The sequence below is a fragment of the Brevibacillus sp. FSL K6-0770 genome (assembly GCF_038000275.1).
GTDB classification, from domain to species: Bacteria; Bacillota; Bacilli; order Brevibacillales; family Brevibacillaceae; genus Brevibacillus; species Brevibacillus parabrevis.
Genome location: NZ_JBBOBQ010000001.1, coordinates 2,151,084 through 2,165,437, shown reverse-complemented (window position 1 = coordinate 2,165,437; position 14,354 = coordinate 2,151,084). Strand labels below are relative to the sequence as shown.

The 14,354-nt window shown below is 52.5% G+C and carries 18 protein-coding genes; 6 read left to right on the top strand and 12 right to left on the bottom strand.

All coding sequences use genetic code 11. The features are described from left to right. Window positions 1-9 precede the first annotated feature (9 nt). The 6 genes from NST23_RS10560 to NST23_RS10535 form a co-directional block, all read right to left on the bottom strand. Entirely contained in the window at window positions 10-447 is a 438-nt protein-coding gene (locus NST23_RS10560) for a hypothetical protein (protein WP_122965682.1), read from the bottom strand. Beyond that, a complete protein-coding gene (locus NST23_RS10555) occupies window positions 444-1,274 on the bottom strand; it encodes a DUF3100 domain-containing protein (protein WP_122965681.1) in 831 nt (276 codons plus the stop codon). The genes NST23_RS10560 and NST23_RS10555 overlap by 4 nt, the downstream gene beginning before the upstream one ends. 34 nt (window positions 1,275-1,308) lie before the next feature. Next, entirely contained in the window at window positions 1,309-2,484 is a 1,176-nt protein-coding gene (locus NST23_RS10550) for an amidohydrolase (RefSeq protein ID WP_122965680.1), read from the bottom strand. Window positions 2,485-2,754: 270 nt separating this feature from the next. Next, window positions 2,755-3,240, bottom strand: a complete 486-nt coding sequence (locus NST23_RS10545; protein WP_173595602.1) for a hypothetical protein — start codon at window positions 3,238-3,240, stop codon at window positions 2,755-2,757. Between the two features lie 160 nt (window positions 3,241-3,400). Beyond that, window positions 3,401-4,930 carry an amino acid permease gene (locus NST23_RS10540; protein ID WP_122965679.1) on the bottom strand — a complete coding sequence of 510 codons (1,530 nt, stop codon included), beginning with the start codon at window positions 4,928-4,930 and terminating at the stop codon, window positions 3,401-3,403. Window positions 4,931-4,952: 22 nt separating this feature from the next. Beyond that, on the bottom strand, window positions 4,953-5,090 hold the full coding sequence (locus NST23_RS10535) for a hypothetical protein (protein ID WP_167470353.1): 138 nt from the start codon (window positions 5,088-5,090) through the stop codon (window positions 4,953-4,955). A gap of 311 nt (window positions 5,091-5,401) precedes the next feature. On the opposite strand from NST23_RS10535, the gene uvsE reads away from it, so the two are divergent. The 5 genes from uvsE (at window position 5,402) to NST23_RS10510 (ending at window position 9,803) form a co-directional block, all read left to right on the top strand. Next, window positions 5,402-6,334 (top strand): UV DNA damage repair endonuclease UvsE, encoded by a 933-nt coding sequence (gene uvsE, locus NST23_RS10530; protein ID WP_122965678.1) that lies wholly within the window; start codon window positions 5,402-5,404, stop codon window positions 6,332-6,334. A gap of 64 nt (window positions 6,335-6,398) precedes the next feature. Then, window positions 6,399-6,731, top strand: a complete 333-nt coding sequence (locus tag NST23_RS10525) for a hypothetical protein (protein ID WP_173595601.1) — start codon at window positions 6,399-6,401, stop codon at window positions 6,729-6,731. A gap of 10 nt (window positions 6,732-6,741) precedes the next feature. Beyond that, window positions 6,742-7,350, top strand: a complete 609-nt coding sequence (locus NST23_RS10520; protein WP_173599749.1) for a hypothetical protein — start codon at window positions 6,742-6,744, stop codon at window positions 7,348-7,350. A gap of 327 nt (window positions 7,351-7,677) precedes the next feature. Further along, entirely contained in the window at window positions 7,678-9,183 is a 1,506-nt protein-coding gene (gene hutH, locus NST23_RS10515; protein WP_122965676.1) for a histidine ammonia-lyase, read from the top strand. Window positions 9,184-9,374: 191 nt separating this feature from the next. Further along, the gene (locus tag NST23_RS10510; protein ID WP_242771913.1) at window positions 9,375-9,803 is read left to right on the top strand and encodes a thiol-disulfide oxidoreductase DCC family protein; all 429 of its coding nucleotides are present in this window, start codon (window positions 9,375-9,377) and stop codon (window positions 9,801-9,803) included. 52 nt (window positions 9,804-9,855) lie between these two features. On the opposite strand, the gene NST23_RS10505 is transcribed toward NST23_RS10510, so the two are convergent. From NST23_RS10505 to NST23_RS10480, 6 genes are all read right to left on the bottom strand, one after another. Continuing rightward, complete coding sequence (locus NST23_RS10505) at window positions 9,856-10,773, bottom strand: aldo/keto reductase (protein ID WP_173595599.1); 918 nt, start codon at window positions 10,771-10,773, stop codon at window positions 9,856-9,858. 75 nt (window positions 10,774-10,848) lie between these two features. Beyond that, complete coding sequence (locus NST23_RS10500) at window positions 10,849-11,358, bottom strand: acyl-CoA thioesterase (protein WP_173595978.1); 510 nt, start codon at window positions 11,356-11,358, stop codon at window positions 10,849-10,851. A 68-nt stretch (window positions 11,359-11,426) separates the two neighbouring features. Further along, window positions 11,427-12,200: a DUF3109 family protein gene (locus tag NST23_RS10495; RefSeq protein ID WP_122965672.1), complete on the bottom strand. Its 774-nt coding sequence runs from the start codon at window positions 12,198-12,200 to the stop codon at window positions 11,427-11,429. After that, complete coding sequence (locus tag NST23_RS10490; RefSeq protein WP_122965671.1) at window positions 12,197-12,520, bottom strand: hypothetical protein; 324 nt, start codon at window positions 12,518-12,520, stop codon at window positions 12,197-12,199. The genes NST23_RS10495 and NST23_RS10490 overlap by 4 nt, the downstream gene beginning before the upstream one ends. A 106-nt stretch (window positions 12,521-12,626) precedes the next feature. Then, the gene (locus NST23_RS10485; protein ID WP_122965670.1) at window positions 12,627-12,911 is read right to left on the bottom strand and encodes a 4a-hydroxytetrahydrobiopterin dehydratase; all 285 of its coding nucleotides are present in this window, start codon (window positions 12,909-12,911) and stop codon (window positions 12,627-12,629) included. 87 nt (window positions 12,912-12,998) lie between these two features. Next, window positions 12,999-13,736 carry a class I SAM-dependent methyltransferase gene (locus NST23_RS10480; protein WP_173595598.1) on the bottom strand — a complete coding sequence of 246 codons (738 nt, stop codon included), beginning with the start codon at window positions 13,734-13,736 and terminating at the stop codon, window positions 12,999-13,001. A 162-nt stretch (window positions 13,737-13,898) separates the two neighbouring features. On the opposite strand from NST23_RS10480, the gene NST23_RS10475 reads away from it, so the two are divergent. After that, window positions 13,899-14,321 carry a VOC family protein gene (locus tag NST23_RS10475; protein WP_122965668.1) on the top strand — a complete coding sequence of 141 codons (423 nt, stop codon included), beginning with the start codon at window positions 13,899-13,901 and terminating at the stop codon, window positions 14,319-14,321. Window positions 14,322-14,354: the final 33 nt, after the last annotated feature.

The following is a 14,354-nucleotide window of genomic DNA, read 5'->3' as shown; positions in this document are numbered from 1 at the left end:
CTTTGTGCGTTAAAACTTGCCTTGAATTTTGAATACGATCTCTGCGAACAAGGTTGCGAACAGGAACGTACCAGTGAAAACAACGAGGGACACGACGACGATCCGCCAGCTCAGTTGCTTGAACAGATGGATGTCTTTGCCCAGCGACAAACCTGCATAGGCGAGAATCGGGGTAGCGAGAGCCAGCAAATTGATTTTGGCAATCGCCGCAGCCGTATACGCGCTTCCTGGGAAAAAAGGCGAAGTGGCAATCATGGCAAACAAGGAAATCCAGACGATGACTGGAGATTTGAACGGCAATATTTTCGTGAAGCCCATCCCGATCAAGGTAATGACCGCCAAAAGCGCAATGCCTGGCAAGGATTCCAGGATGGGAACCTTGTAGCCGATCCAGTTTCCGACAAGTGTGATGGCACCAATGATGAGAATCGTCAGGACTTGATTCATGCGCTTCTTTGCCCCCCTTCTGTTTCCGCAGAAGCGTTTTTACGCCCAATAATCGGTTCAAGCCATGCGTACAGGCGCTGAGTCAGCGGCAACGACACGAAGATACATACATACGTGCCGATGATGCTCATCATCAGGTTGGCCGCACCTGAGTAAAAGGCGATGTCTTGCTGTGCTTCCGGGAAAATAACAGCCAGTGATCCTGTCGCTGCGGCCATCATGCTGCCTGAGCCAACTGCCGCGCCCATCGCGAGGGAAATCGGATGGAACAGTCCGCTGCTTCCCAAAATGCTTGCCAAAAGCGACATGAAAATCGCGCCGAACAGCGTACCGCAAATGTAAACGCCCAATGCGCCGCGCGCTTCAGGAGAACTCGCGCCAAACTTGTCCACAACAATGGCCAGGTTCGGCTCGCGGTCGAGCGAATAAGTGGCCCCGATCGATTCACGCTTGAGTCCGAGCAAGAGCGCTACCGGCAAGCCCAAAATGATCGTTCCGACGATGTGCCCTACCTCCTGCACGAGCAGAGATACACCCGCTCCCCACAGCTTTGGCAGCTCCGGCCCAATATTCGCACCCAGCTTGCATACGAAGAGCAAGAACGAAACTCCCAAAATATTCGCAGCGACATTCATGTCTTTTTCTTTCAAAAATTTAAATGAAGGCCAACTGATCACACCGCCCAAAACAAGTGCGTACAGCATTGGAAACAAAGCGATTACCCCGATACCGATGTTAATTTTTTTCGTGCCGATAAACTCTGTCAAAGCAACCAGTATAAGCACCAAGAAATGCAGCTTGAACACATTCACGCGTCCCTCAGTCATAATGTTTCCCCCTGTTCGGTCTCGTTCCTGTCTGTTATTCCATGACTACTTTTTGTGCGGCCCGAACAAACAACTCTACACCTCGAGCAAGTGCATCTTCATCGAAATCAAAGCGTGGATGATGGTGCGGGTAAACAAAGCCTTTTTCCGGATTGCCGGCTCCCAGCTGAATGAAGCAGCCTGGCGCTTTTTTCAAGTATTCGGAGAAGTCTTCGCCCGGCATCAGCGGATCGATGTAAATAATGTCTTCCTCGCCCCATCTCTCGCGAATCGTGTCTTCCATCAGCTTGGTAACTTGCTGGTCGTTGACGACCGATGTGTAGCCGTGGGAGAACGAAAATTCGTAGCTGGCTCCGTGCGCTTCCGTCGTTCCTTTGACGATCCGCTCGATCCATACCGGGAGATTTTCGCGAATCTTGGCGTCGAAGCAACGGGTTGAGCCAGTCAGCGTCATCGAATCCGGGATGATGTTGTACGCTGTGCCTGCATTCAGCATCGTGACGGACAGGACCACCTTGTCCAATGCGCTGACATTGCGGGACACGATTTGTTGCAGGGCCGTAATCACCTGAGCGCCGATGACAACCGGGTCGATCGCCGACTCTGGCTGCGAGGAGTGCCCGCCCTTGCCCTGGATTTTGATATCAAACCGGTCTGTGGAAGAGGTAAGCGCTCCGTACAGCACACCGAATTTTCCTACTGGCATGTACGAGGCCAGGTGGATGCCGATGATGGAATCCAGCCCGTCCGCTGCTCCAGCCCGGACGATCTCCACGGCACCACCCGGCGGCAGTTCCTCTGCGTGCTGGAAGAAGAAGCGCACTTCTCCTTTGATTTTGTCTTTGTATTGCGACAATATTTTGGCCGCTCCAAGCAGCATGGCCGTATGCCCATCGTGTCCGCATGCGTGCATGACGCCAGCTTTGCCGGAAGCGTAAGGCACTGCGTTTTCCTCATGAATCGGCAAGGCGTCCATATCGGCGCGCATCCCGAGCACTGGCCCTGGCTGGGAACCAATCAAACGGGCAACCACGCTCGTCTTTGTCGGACGCGACAGTTCCAAATTTCCGAAAGATTGCAACGTTTCATAGACGTATTGAGACGTCTGCTCTTCTTCGAATGACAATTCCGGATGTTGGTGGAGATGTCTGCGCCACGCAACAACCTGTTCTGCCAGCTCGTCCGCCAATCGTTTTGTATCCAAACTCACTGTAACCACTCCTTTTCTCTCTACGTTCATGTTCAGTTAAGTTTAATTAAACAAATCAGCTTTTCGTGAATCTTACCACGTATTAACTAAAATTACAAATGTCCATTCCGAGCGGACATTCTTTGTCGAATCCACCTCAATCCTTGTCTATTTATTAGTTATTTTAGAATTTTCTATCTATAATGTCCACGTAAAATATACACAATGTTCAATAAAATTTTTTTGATGAAACTTTAGGGCTTTTCCGCAAAAAAGCCCTCCTCCTTCCGTTTATTCATTGACAGCAAACAGCACGTATTTCCCGCCGATTTGCCCCAGCCACAACTCGCCGTTGCCGACCATCACGCCCTCCGCGTTGACGAACGTCTCCTGGACGTTTTGCGCGAGCAACGCTTTTTTGACTTTATCGCTAAAAATCTGGTCGTACTCCGCCAAAAATTGCTGCTCATCCCTGATGTAGCGGCTACTCCCGTCTTTGTTGATCCGCAGCGGGAAGTGTACTTTTTTGGCTACTTGGCGCTTATCTCCCGCCTGTACTGCCTCCTGCAGCTTTCGGAAAAAGGCTTCAAAGGCAACCGGATCGGTAATGCCAGCGGCTTCATAGCGGTTGTGCACTTTCTCCGAAGCCTGCTTGATCATCGTATGAATGGCTCGCTTCCCCATCTCCATGCCTTGCCACGCTGCTGCTGGTACCGACAGTTGGGCCAAAATGACGATCCCCGTCACAGTCGCTATCGCGCTTTTCATTTTTTGCATGATCTGCTGCTCCTTTTCATTCATTTTGCCGGGATACAACTAGCTTTTCTCCCGTGTGCGTCCGTTATGAGCGCTGATGAATGCAAAAAAGCCCCGCAGCTCGCACATGAGCGGGGGCTTGCTGATATTCGTAACGATTTTCCATTGGAATTGATGCGAGTTACTCGCGGAATTTCGCTTCCTGGCGTTTGATTTCCTCTGCCGAAGTCGAGAGCGCCGCCTGCGGACCCGCAAAATGTTTGCGGTAGTAAGCGAGATCCATAATGATCAGGACGACAAACATGGCGATCAGCGCATACGCTGCTGTCTGGTTCGGAGGAATCACCATCATGATCGAAATAAACACGATCCAGAGCAAGCTGAGCACGTTGATTGGCTTGCTCCAGTTGCCGAGGTTCCACGGGCCAAAATGCTTTCGCTGGAACACCCCTCGCGACTCGGCACGCAGCTTGAGATAGAGCGGAATACCGTAAGCGACATACAGTCCGACCACGCTTACTGCGGTGAGAAAAGCCAATGTCGTGTATTCGGCATCAGGGTTGATCCGCTTCAAAATGTAGTCAAACAGGGCAAGGGCAAACGAGAGGATGACCACCAGCCAGATCGCTTTTGCAGGCGTTCTGTATTTCCTGGAGATTTCGGCCCACTGTCTGCTCCACGGCATGCCTTTATCCCGGGAAAAAGCGTACAGCATGCGGGAAAAGGAGGTGATCGAAGCAAGGCCGCAAAACCACATCGCAAAGGTGACCAGCCACAGTACAACGGAACCGAACGTTCCACCCAGCGCGGCGCTGATCACGTAAATAAAGGCATTGTCCGCGGCGCTGGCAGCTGCTGCATCGTGAATGGACAGCGTGACAAAAGCAAGCATAATAAAGCCAAAAATAAAGGAAAAGGCCACAGAAGTGAAAATGCCCCAAGCGGCGCGAACCCTTGGGTTGATCGTTTCTTCGATCGTATGGGCAGAAGCATCATAGCCCGTGAACGTCCACTGCGCCTGCAACAGTCCGATCAGGAATGCGATGGCGTACGGTTTGTCGGAAAACGTTTGTCCGACCTGAAACAAATAGTCGAGCGGCTGCAACTCATTGCGCGAGAAAAACACAAGACTGCCTACAAGCACAACGACAACGCCAATATGATACCAGGCGGAAAAATCGTTCAATCTCGCTACAAGCCGTATGCCAATATGATTGAAAATGCCGTGTAAAAGCAAAGTGATGCCAAACAAGATCAAGGTGGTCGTCTCGGTCGAAGTATAGCCAAACGCGCTGGCTAACAGCGGATCGGCAAACAAGGAAAAAGAATAGTCGATTCCCGCTACGATTCCGATTTGTCCGATCAGGTTGATCCAGGCGGTGTACCAGCCCCAGCGTTTGCTGCCCAAAATAGCCGCCCAGTGATACAGCGCCCCTGCTGTGGGAATCGCGGATGCCAGCTCTGACATCGAAGCCGCGATGAGGATGACAAACAAGGCGACGATCGTCCAGCCAAACCCCATCATGCCTGGCCCGCCGTACAACAGCCCGTGCCCGTATAAAGAAACAGCCCCTGTCAAAATCGAAATGATCGAAAAAGAAATCGCAAAGTTCGAAAATCCGCCCATATCCCGCAGCAGCTCCTGGGCATAGCCGAACTTGTTCAAGTCTTTTTTATCCTCAAGCAACTGATGTTCTTTATCCTGCTGCATATTGCCTCCCTCCTTCCCCCTGTCACGAATTAGTCCTGGAACCGATAAAGCTTTCATGCTCGTTTTCGTCAAATTTCCGCACGCTTTCATTCGCCCTGTAGCCAATGGCAATGGCAACGGCAACCGTCAGCAAAATCAGGATGATGCCCAGTACCAGCATGTCTTCGTCACCTCCCTTCCTACTCATAACAAATGACAGGATCAGTACATTTTACGTGCCAGTTTGACAGCTAGACCTATCGGCTTGATCGCGGACATGTTTGACGACCTGACCGTTTAACGGCTCGTCCAAGTTTTTTTCTCCATAAAAAGCAGACGGAAACAAGTCACTGTCTGCTTTTGCTCACATACATATTTCTTTGGGGGATTGCTTGCATGGTTCGTTTCCCTTCACTGGGAAGTTTTCATCCCGACCTTGGGACTGCTTTTGGGAGATACTACAGAAAGACGACGATCCTAGGGGTGATTTCCTTGATCCGTTTGGGCTATGCCTGCATCAGCGTGAAGCTCAAAAACAATCCGAACAAAAAAACGACCGTCGCCCAAATCAACAAGCTGGAGCCGCAGGCGCGGTTGAAAAAGCTTCGCCAAGTTTTGCAGACGAATTTCTTTAACCTGATGGATTTGCTCGCCTACAACGTGGACAACCGCATTTTTTTGTACCGCCTCCCTTCCGAGTTTGTACCGCTCGCCACTCACCCGGTTGCGGCAGAATGGGATTGGGCCAAAGAGTTTGCCTGGGATTTTCAAAAAACCGGGGAGTTTATTCGCAACAACGGCATCCGCATGACGGCGCATCCCGGCCACTTCAGCATTTTAAACAGCGAGAAGCCATCTGTCGTAGAAGCGACCATCGCTGATTTTTCCTATCATGCCAAAGTTTTCGACCTGCTCGGGCTTGACGACAACTCGGTGCTGGTCACCCATGTCGGCGGCGTATTCGAGGATAAAGCGTCTTCGCTCGATCGATTTGCCGCCAACTTCGAGCGTCTTCCCGAGCACGTAAAGCGCAGGCTGGTCGTCGAGAACGACGATACGTCTTTTACGATGCTCGATGTGCTGGGGCTATGCGAGCGAATCGGAGTGCCTATGGTGTTTGACATGCATCACCATCAATGCCATTCGGATGGAGAAGATTGGAAGGAGTACCTTCCGCGCATCATCCAGACATGGGGAAAGCGCACTCCGAAAATGCATATGTCCTCGCCAAAATCAGCCAAAGAATTTCGCGCCCATGCCGACAATATTGACCCCGACGAGTTTATCGCTTTTGTCAGCGCCCTTGCCGATTACCATGTCGACATTGTTTTGGAATGCAAAAACAAAGATGATGCCCTGCTGTCGCTCCGTCATCATTTGAAAAAGCGCGGGCTGGAAGTCGAGGCGTTCGCTTCCGCTCCTTGATCGCCAGAAAGTACGCCTGTTCTTTCCATTTCCGTGCGAAACAACAAACAAAAGGACGCCCCTGGTGAAACAGGCGTCCTTTTGGCTTTGCTTAATCGCAGCCGCAACCGCAGCCGCATCCATGTCCGGAAGAAGATCCTCTATGTCCATGAGACGAGGAGCTGCCACGTCCAAAAGAACTGCTGCCGCCCCTATGATGCCAAACCTGGCAACGATCGTGATAATGCTTCATTCTGCGCTGATGGTGTTTGTAATACTTGCGGTACTCGCTGTACTTTTTGCGATGATCGCGGTATTGCTCACATTTGTGGCGGAAGTATTGCATCCGGTCCATATGGAAATGGAATTTGAACAAATAAAGCTCGATTTCCGTTCCGGGACGTGCATTTTCCGCTGATGGCGGGCGCATGTTCGGCGAAGAATTGGGCGGACGCCGATTTGGCATCATGGAGTTCGGCGGCATTGGATTGGCTGGTCTGCGATTCGGCGGCATCGGATTCGCTGGTCTGCGATTCGGCGGCATCGGATTCGCTGGCATCCGGTTTGGCGGCATCGGGTTCGCCGGCATCCGGTTTTCTGGCATCCGGTTCGGCGGCATCGGGTTCGCTGGCATCCGGTTTGGCGGCATCGGGTTCGCTGGCATCCGGTTTGGCGGCATTGGATTCGGCGGCATCGCTTTTGGCGGGATCGGATTCGACGGCATCGCTTTTGGTGGCATAGGCTTCGGTATGTTCGGCATATTCTGGTTAGGCGAAGGCATGATTGGCCGTTGTGGCATCGGGCGTGCCGGAATGTTGTGCTGTGGATTCTCCGAGCTTTGCGGCGGATTTGGTTTGGACGGCGATGGCACGTTTGGTGATGGCACATTCGGTGACGGCAACGATGGCGATGGCATCGGCATCATCGAGGAAGGCGGTTTTGGCATTTCTTTTGGACGCCTTGGAGAAGATGGCGGCACTGGCGGCATCTTACGTCGCTTTTCCACGGAAACGAACACGTCCTTTCTGATGAAATAACACAGTACATGGTATGACATTTATCCCGCTCAAGAAACGACACTCGCCCAGTTTCCAAAAATGGATTGAGCCCGTTTTTTCTATCCTGGGGAAGCCGCCGTGACAATCTTGCTCTTGACTGCGCGCTCACTTCCGTTACAATAATACTAATAACAAAAATTATCTGACAGTTGTAGAGCGAAAGTGAGGACAGACGTATGCAGCCGCCGAGCAGGCTTACACGTTTCATCCAATCACATATAGAACCCAGGAGCGAGGGGTTAGGATATTAGTATCCTAACCCCTCGCTCTTTTCGTTCTCTGCTCTGTTAAAGGAGGAAACTATCCATGAATCAGCCAACACTTATCCAAATGAACGGGGATCAACTGCGCATTGAAGATGTCGCCTTGATCGCCAGAGAGTTCGTCCACATCGAATTGACTTCGGAAGCACTGGAAAATGTGCGCCGTTCCCGGGCCATGGTGGAAGAGATGGTCCAGCAACAAAAAGTCGTGTACGGAATTACTACCGGCTTCGGCAAATTTTCCGATGTGATGATTCAAGGCGAAGATGTCAGCAAGCTTCAGGAAAACTTGATCATGAGCCATGCGTGCGGCATGGGCGACCCGTATCCGGTAGAAGTCGTCCGCGCCATGATGGCACTGCGCATCAACGCTCTGGCAAAAGGCTATTCCGGCATCCGCGAAGAAACGCTGCTCCAGCTTGTAGAGCTGTGCAACCGCGGCGTGCATCCGGTCATCCCGCAGCAAGGCTCGCTTGGCGCCAGCGGTGACCTGGCGCCGCTCGCCCACATGGTGTTGGTCATGCTCGGCAAAGGGGAAGCTTATGTAAACGGGCAACAAATGAGCGGTAGCGAAGCGCTCAAAGCAGTCGGTCTGGCCCCGATTCGCCTGCAAGCGAAAGAAGGACTCGCGCTGATCAACGGCACGCAAGCCATGACCGCGCAGCTCTGCCTGGCGCTGTATGATTCCCGGGTAGTGCTGGAAAGCGCAGAGCTGATCGCTTCGATGACGATTGAAGCTTTGCGCGGAATCCCGAAAGCATTCGATCCACAGCTGCACCTCGTTCGTCCTCATCCCGGACAACAGGAATCGGCCAGACGACTGCTCGCACACTTGTCCGGCAGCCAGCGCACCTCGCAGCAGGGCGAGCTGCGCGTCCAGGACCCTTACAGCCTGCGCTGCCTCCCGCAAGTTCACGGCGCGACACGCGACACGCTGGAGTACGTCTGGACGACGGTGAGCCGGGAGTGCAACAGCGTGACCGACAACCCGATTCTTTTTACCGAGACAGGCGATGTCATCTCTGGCGGGAACTTCCATGGTCAGCCGATGGCATTCGCTGCCGATTTTCTCGCCATCGCCATGGCAGAGCTGGCGAACATTTCCGAGCGTCGGACAGAGCGGCTTGTGAACCCGCAGCTTAGCGGTTTGCCCGGGTTTTTGACTGAAAACGGCGGACTCCATTCCGGCTTTATGATCACCCAATATGTAGCCGCTTCCATCGTGTCCGAAAACAAGGTGCTGTGCCACCCTGCGTCTGTCGATTCGATTCCATCCTCGGCCAACCAGGAAGATCACGTCAGCATGGGCACTACCGCTGCCCGCAAGCTGCGCACCGTGATCTCCAACGTAACAAAGGTGCTTGCCATCGAATACTTGGCCGCAGCGCAAGCGATCGACTTCGGAACAGGCGATCTGGGAGCAGGCACAAGCAAGGCATACGCGGAACTGCGCCGCGTCATCCCTCGTCTCCACGAAGACCGCGAGATGCACCCGGACTTGGTCAAGGCCGAAGAATTGATCAAAAAAGGGACACTCGTGATCGTGTAAACAAAAGGGGCACGACTGTTGAGCGTTGACCGTTGTACCCGCTTTGGGAGACAGGAGCTTTTACCACAAGCGGGTCACATCCACGCTCCTAAAAAGCATCATGCCACTGGGAATGCCCTCCGTTCTTTGCTATCCTAAGAGAGAAGAGTGATTTCCAACTCACTCGCCTTTGAAGCATGGAGGGCTGGCTGATGAAACCGATATCCACGCCGTTGCAACACCCTGACAATCTGCTGTTTTTTGACGGCGAATGCCATATGTGCAACAGCGCCGTACAATTTGTTTTGAAACGCGACTCGTCCGGCGCGATTCACTTCGCTTCCTTGCAGTCAGAGACGGCGAAACAGATTTTGTCGTCGCATCAGTACGATGCCACGCAGCTTTCATCTGTCGTCTTTTTGGCCAACGGTCGCTTGTATACCAAATCGGACGCGGTTTCGCAGGTCGCGCGCAAACTGTCTGGAGCGTGGCCGCTGTGCTTTTACCTCAGCCGCTTCCTCCCCCGTCCTGCCCGCGATTTCATTTACGACTGGGTCGCCCGGAATCGTTACCGCTGGTTTGGCAAGCAAGAGCAGTGCATGCTGCCGACCCGCGAAATCAAGGCGCGTTTTCTCGATTGACCGCCCATAAAAAAGAGGAGCCGGCACTTGGCGTCGGCTCCTCTTTTTGCTGTTATTTTTGCGCTTGCGGATGGTCGTCCGCGGCGTATGCTGCCGCTTTCGCATTCGCTTCCACTTGCGCCGGACTTTTGCTGCCCGGAATTACCGCCGTGACGGCGGGATGCTTCAGGCACCAGGCAAGCGCCCACTGCGCCATGTCCATTCCTTCCGGCACTTCGGTTTCCTTGATGTTGGCTACTTCTGCAAGCAACTCCGCCACTTGCTGCGGGTCGCGGCGATGCCGCACATCGTTTCCGGCAAAAACGACACCGGGCTTGTACTTGCCGCTCAAAAATCCGCTTGCCAAAGGCACCCGCGCAAGTACGCCCAAGTCTTGTTCGGTACACGAAGCAAAAACCGCTTCCTCCGGCTTCCGGTCCAGTCGGTTGTACACGACCTGAATCGTCTTCGCCTGCACGGAGCTTGCATTCGCAACTTGATGCATGTTGTCATTTTTCGCAATCGACAAACCGAGGTGGCGAATCGTTCCTGCCTGTACTTGCTTGTCCAAATACGTCCACAACTCGTCGTTGTCGAACGCTGCGTCCGGCCCGGAATGGAACTGGTACAAATCGATGTAGTCCGTCTGCAAAGCTCGCAACGAGTTCTCTAGCTGCACTTGTACTTGCGCTGCCCCATACTCGTCCGTGCGGGAAAACTTGTCGTGAAAATGATGCCCGAACTTCGTTGCGATAATCCAGTCTGCGCGACCGCCCTTTTTCAAATAGCCCCCGATCAGTTGCTCCGAGAGATGATCTCCGTAGCATTCCGCCGTGTCAATCAAGTTGATTCCAAGTTCTTTGGCCGTGTCCAAAATCGCGTCGACCTCAGGCTGAGTGAAGTCTTGCCCCCACTCTCCGCCGAACTGCCACGTTCCCACGCCGATGACCGAAACATTCAGTTCCGTCTTGCCTAGTCTGCGGTACTTCATCGCCGATTCCTCCTCGTGCCACTATGTAGAAAAGCCCCTGAGCGAACTGTCGCTCAGGGAGAAAGCATGCGAAAATCAAATCGTTTTTTCCACGTTCAACTGGCTGACAAAAGCTTGCAGGCTTCCTTTTCGCTCCTTGCGCATTTTTTTGCGCTCTTCTGCGGAGGCCATCAGTTTTTGCTCTTCCTCGGTTTGCGGGACAATGCCAGGAACCTCGGTCGGATTTCCAGCTTCATCCAGGGCGACAAAAGTCAAAAACGAAGTAGCTGTCAGCACGCGTTGCCCTGTTTGCAAGTTTTCCGAAACGATTTTGACAAACACTTCCATCGAAGTGCGTCCTGTCGAAGAAACAAAAGCTTCCAGGCAAATCGAGTGCCCCATTTTCACCGGAGCGAGAAAATCGATGGAGTCTATGGAAGCAGTCACGACGGGCCTGCGGGAATGTCTCATCGCAGCAATTGCCGCAACCTCATCTATATAAGCCATCATCGTGCCGCCAAAAATCGTGCCGTGGTAATTGGTATCAGACGGTTGAACCAGGGATGCCTGAATCGTGCGGGATTCTTGAGTAGTCTTGACGTTCATCACTGTTGCTCCTTTGTCAATCATGTTCATGCCTTCCCCATCATATCACAAGGCATCCGCTGTTCCAATTACATCCTGACAGTTCCCAGCTGGTTGTGCGCTTGCAAGTGTTCAAGCACCCCGTGCGCTTCCTCCTGCAAAAAATAGCGCAGCATCGGCAAGTTCCACTCATACGCCGGACGGTACCCGGCGAGTGCGAACACATTTTCATCCAGATGCGTCGCCAGTTTCCTGCGCTGTGGGCTGGCACAGTAAAATTGCTCCAAATAGTCTGTTCCCCAGCGCGAAAAAGACGACGTCTCCTCCGTCACCGCCGTCAGCAAAATCGCCTCGCCCGTATCGATCAGATCAAGCGGATACAACTGGCAACTGAACGGCTTTAGCGGCTCCACCACATGTCCCGCCTCTTCGGCGTACGCATGGATCGCACAGCCGAGGCGGCCGTTGTTTTCCTGATAAAACAGGCAGTTGCCGTGGCGCATGCGGATCGTGCCTGGCAGTTGCCCCCGGTCCCAGACGCCGTGCCGCTCCCAATTTTCCCGTTCGCTTGCTGACTGCAAGCGGGCTGTGATTTCCGGCAGTTCTTTTTCCATAATCGGAATTTGCCACGGCTCCACCGCGTAAGGTTGTCCACCCTCGCAACAAGTCTCGCGATGAACCGCACGGCAGTTCCAACAGTCAAGATGAAACAGGGCGAGCAAGGCCGGGACGTCCACTATATACTGACCTGCCCTGATCATCGCCGCTCTGTGCTTTTTTATATATTTTTCGCAGCAGTACACCTCTTTGTCGCTCATCGGATCAGGGGTGCCTACGTAGCGAAAGGAATGCTTTTTCTTCATTTCTCCAAAACAATCTCCGCTTCCGTACCGAAAATGCTCAGCTTTCCGTCTGCAAATGTGGCGAGGTCCACTTCATCGCCAGGGATTTCCATCAAAATTTCCAGCTCGCCTTCCGCTTCCGACACAAACACCAGCAGCAAGTCTTTTTCCTCAAATTCATTATCAGTCAACTTGACTTCTGTCAGTTGTCCCTGAAATTGTGTTACCTCTTCTTCCTCTTCGCTGTCTGTATCCCACTGTGTAAATGTGACAGATGCCGTTTTGCTGGCAAATTCGTCTGTCAGCAAGCGCAGCAATTGCTCGTGTTGTTGAATGTCCATTTCTCGATCCCTCCGAAAGTTTCATTACTGCCCATCATAGCAAAGTGAGGCGAAAATGCCAAAAGAAAACCGCTTCCCCGAAGAAGCGGTCGTGTGTCGTCCCGTTCTAGCTTACTTTGCTGATCGTTTGTGCCAGGGCGAAGTCCTTGCCCGTCAGCCCTTTTGCTTCACGGGTCGCGAGCGTAAAGGTGACAGTCCCGCCAGCCAAATGAATCTCCACATGCTGACTGTCGTGCTCAAGCATCTCCGCCACGCGATTCACGAAGCTTACGGCCGTGGCGAAGTCTCTACAGTGGTATGTGCGCGACAGCGCCATCCTGTCCTCTACCAGCTTCCAGCCCGGAACCTTGCTCAAATACAGTTTGACCTGCTCCAAAGACAGCTTGCTCACTCACATCGCCCCCCTTTTGTCCGATGAACGGTTGTAACACCATCATATTCACCTGACAGAAAGGTTAGTCACGCTTATCCGCACGACTTATTGCTTGATCGCATAAAAAATCATGCGTGGCGATTGACTGGCTATATACGGTTCGAATTGGTAGTTGCCAAAAACTTGAATCTGTCCGAATCCGGCCTGCTCCAACATCGCGATCATCTGTTCGACAGAAAAAAGCCGGACTTGCTCCAAGTATTCACGCTTTTCTTTGTCCGTATCGTCTGTAATCCATATCCGTTTCTTTACGGCTCCGTCCTCGATCCACCGTTTTTCCTCGATGAACATTCCGTTGACGTGCTTCGTGGAATGCGGGACGAGATGGCTCGTGACGTAGGCTGGATTCAAATAATCGATGACGACCTCGCCGTTCGTTTTCAATGCTTGCGCCATATTGCGAATGACCTGCGCGTTTTCCTCATCAGAAGAGAAGTAGCCGAAACTGGTAAAGAGGTTGACCACGATATCAAATTCGTCCCGATAGGGAATATTGCGCATGTCACAGCGGGCAAAGCTGAGCCGCGGATCGTTGTTTTGTTCTTCGGCCAGCTGCAATAATACAGGAGACAAGTCGACTCCGACCACCTCGTATCCCCTGCGAACCAACGCACGCGAATGCCGCCCGCTCCCACAGCAAAGATCCAGTACGCGTCCCGTGTCTTTGACAGGCAATCGCTCCAACAGGTTGGCGATCTCTTCATCGGCTGCCGAATCGTCCCGATGCTGGTAGACAAGCACGTAATCTTCGCGAAAGCTGCGTTCAAACCATTCTTCTGCCATTCCCTAGCTCCTTTAATACCAAGATTTCTTTATTATACCACAGGAGGGTTTGTCCGCAGCCGATTTCCCCCGGGCAAAGTGCAGAGGAAATGCCAATAACAACTTTACATACATACAGTCTGTATGTTAAATTTTCATTACGAACGGAAGGGAGAGATTGTTGTGAAAGTATCCAGTTTTTATCCGGTTATCCTGTCTCGGCAAGTGGGCGTTAGTGCCCGTTTTTATGTGGAACACTTTGGATTTGACCTCGTTTTTGAAGCGGATTGGTACGTGAGCTTGAAGCACAGCAAGGGCGACTTCCCTTTTGAGCTGGCTATTTTGCATCCCGATCACGACACTATACCGTCCGGGTATCGAACCTCTACCCAAGGTCTGATTCTCAACTTCGAAGTAAATGATGTTGATGCGGAATATGACAAACTCATCCAAAAAGCCGGGCTTCCCGTGCACCTGGATATCCGGGATGAACCGTTTGGGCAGCGTCACTTCATTACCTCTGATCCAAATGGCGTCCTGATCGACGTCATCACCGTCATTCCTCCCACGGAAGCGTTCAGCAGCCAGTACGTCGATCAAAACTGACGGTTGGCCTCATCCTCGATCAGATCAGATAGG

What these genes read in the sequence shown, in the direction of transcription:
- NST23_RS10560 (WP_122965682.1), bottom strand. Translation starts at nt 447, where the DNA reads ATGAATCAAGTCCTGACGATTCTCATCATTGGTGCCATCACACTTGTC.
- NST23_RS10555 (WP_122965681.1), bottom strand. Translation starts at nt 1,274, where the DNA reads ATGACTGAGGGACGCGTGAATGTGTTCAAGCTGCATTTCTTGGTGCTT.
- NST23_RS10545 (WP_173595602.1), bottom strand. Translation starts at nt 3,240, where the DNA reads ATGCAAAAAATGAAAAGCGCGATAGCGACTGTGACGGGGATCGTCATT.
- NST23_RS10540 (WP_122965679.1), bottom strand. Translation starts at nt 4,930, where the DNA reads ATGCAGCAGGATAAAGAACATCAGTTGCTTGAGGATAAAAAAGACTTG.
- NST23_RS10535 (WP_167470353.1), bottom strand. Translation starts at nt 5,090, where the DNA reads ATGCTGGTACTGGGCATCATCCTGATTTTGCTGACGGTTGCCGTTGCC.
- NST23_RS10520 (WP_173599749.1), top strand. Translation starts at nt 6,742, where the DNA reads ATGTTCGGCGAAGAATTGGGCGGACGCCGATTTGGCATCATGGAGTTC.
- hutH (WP_122965676.1), top strand. Translation starts at nt 7,678, where the DNA reads ATGAATCAGCCAACACTTATCCAAATGAACGGGGATCAACTGCGCATT.
- NST23_RS10510 (WP_242771913.1), top strand. Translation starts at nt 9,375, where the DNA reads ATGAAACCGATATCCACGCCGTTGCAACACCCTGACAATCTGCTGTTT.
- NST23_RS10505 (WP_173595599.1), bottom strand. Translation starts at nt 10,773, where the DNA reads ATGAAGTACCGCAGACTAGGCAAGACGGAACTGAATGTTTCGGTCATC.
- NST23_RS10500 (WP_173595978.1), bottom strand. Translation starts at nt 11,358, where the DNA reads ATGAACGTCAAGACTACTCAAGAATCCCGCACGATTCAGGCATCCCTG.
- NST23_RS10495 (WP_122965672.1), bottom strand. Translation starts at nt 12,200, where the DNA reads ATGAAGAAAAAGCATTCCTTTCGCTACGTAGGCACCCCTGATCCGATG.
- NST23_RS10490 (WP_122965671.1), bottom strand. Translation starts at nt 12,520, where the DNA reads ATGGACATTCAACAACACGAGCAATTGCTGCGCTTGCTGACAGACGAA.
- NST23_RS10480 (WP_173595598.1), bottom strand. Translation starts at nt 13,736, where the DNA reads ATGGCAGAAGAATGGTTTGAACGCAGCTTTCGCGAAGATTACGTGCTT.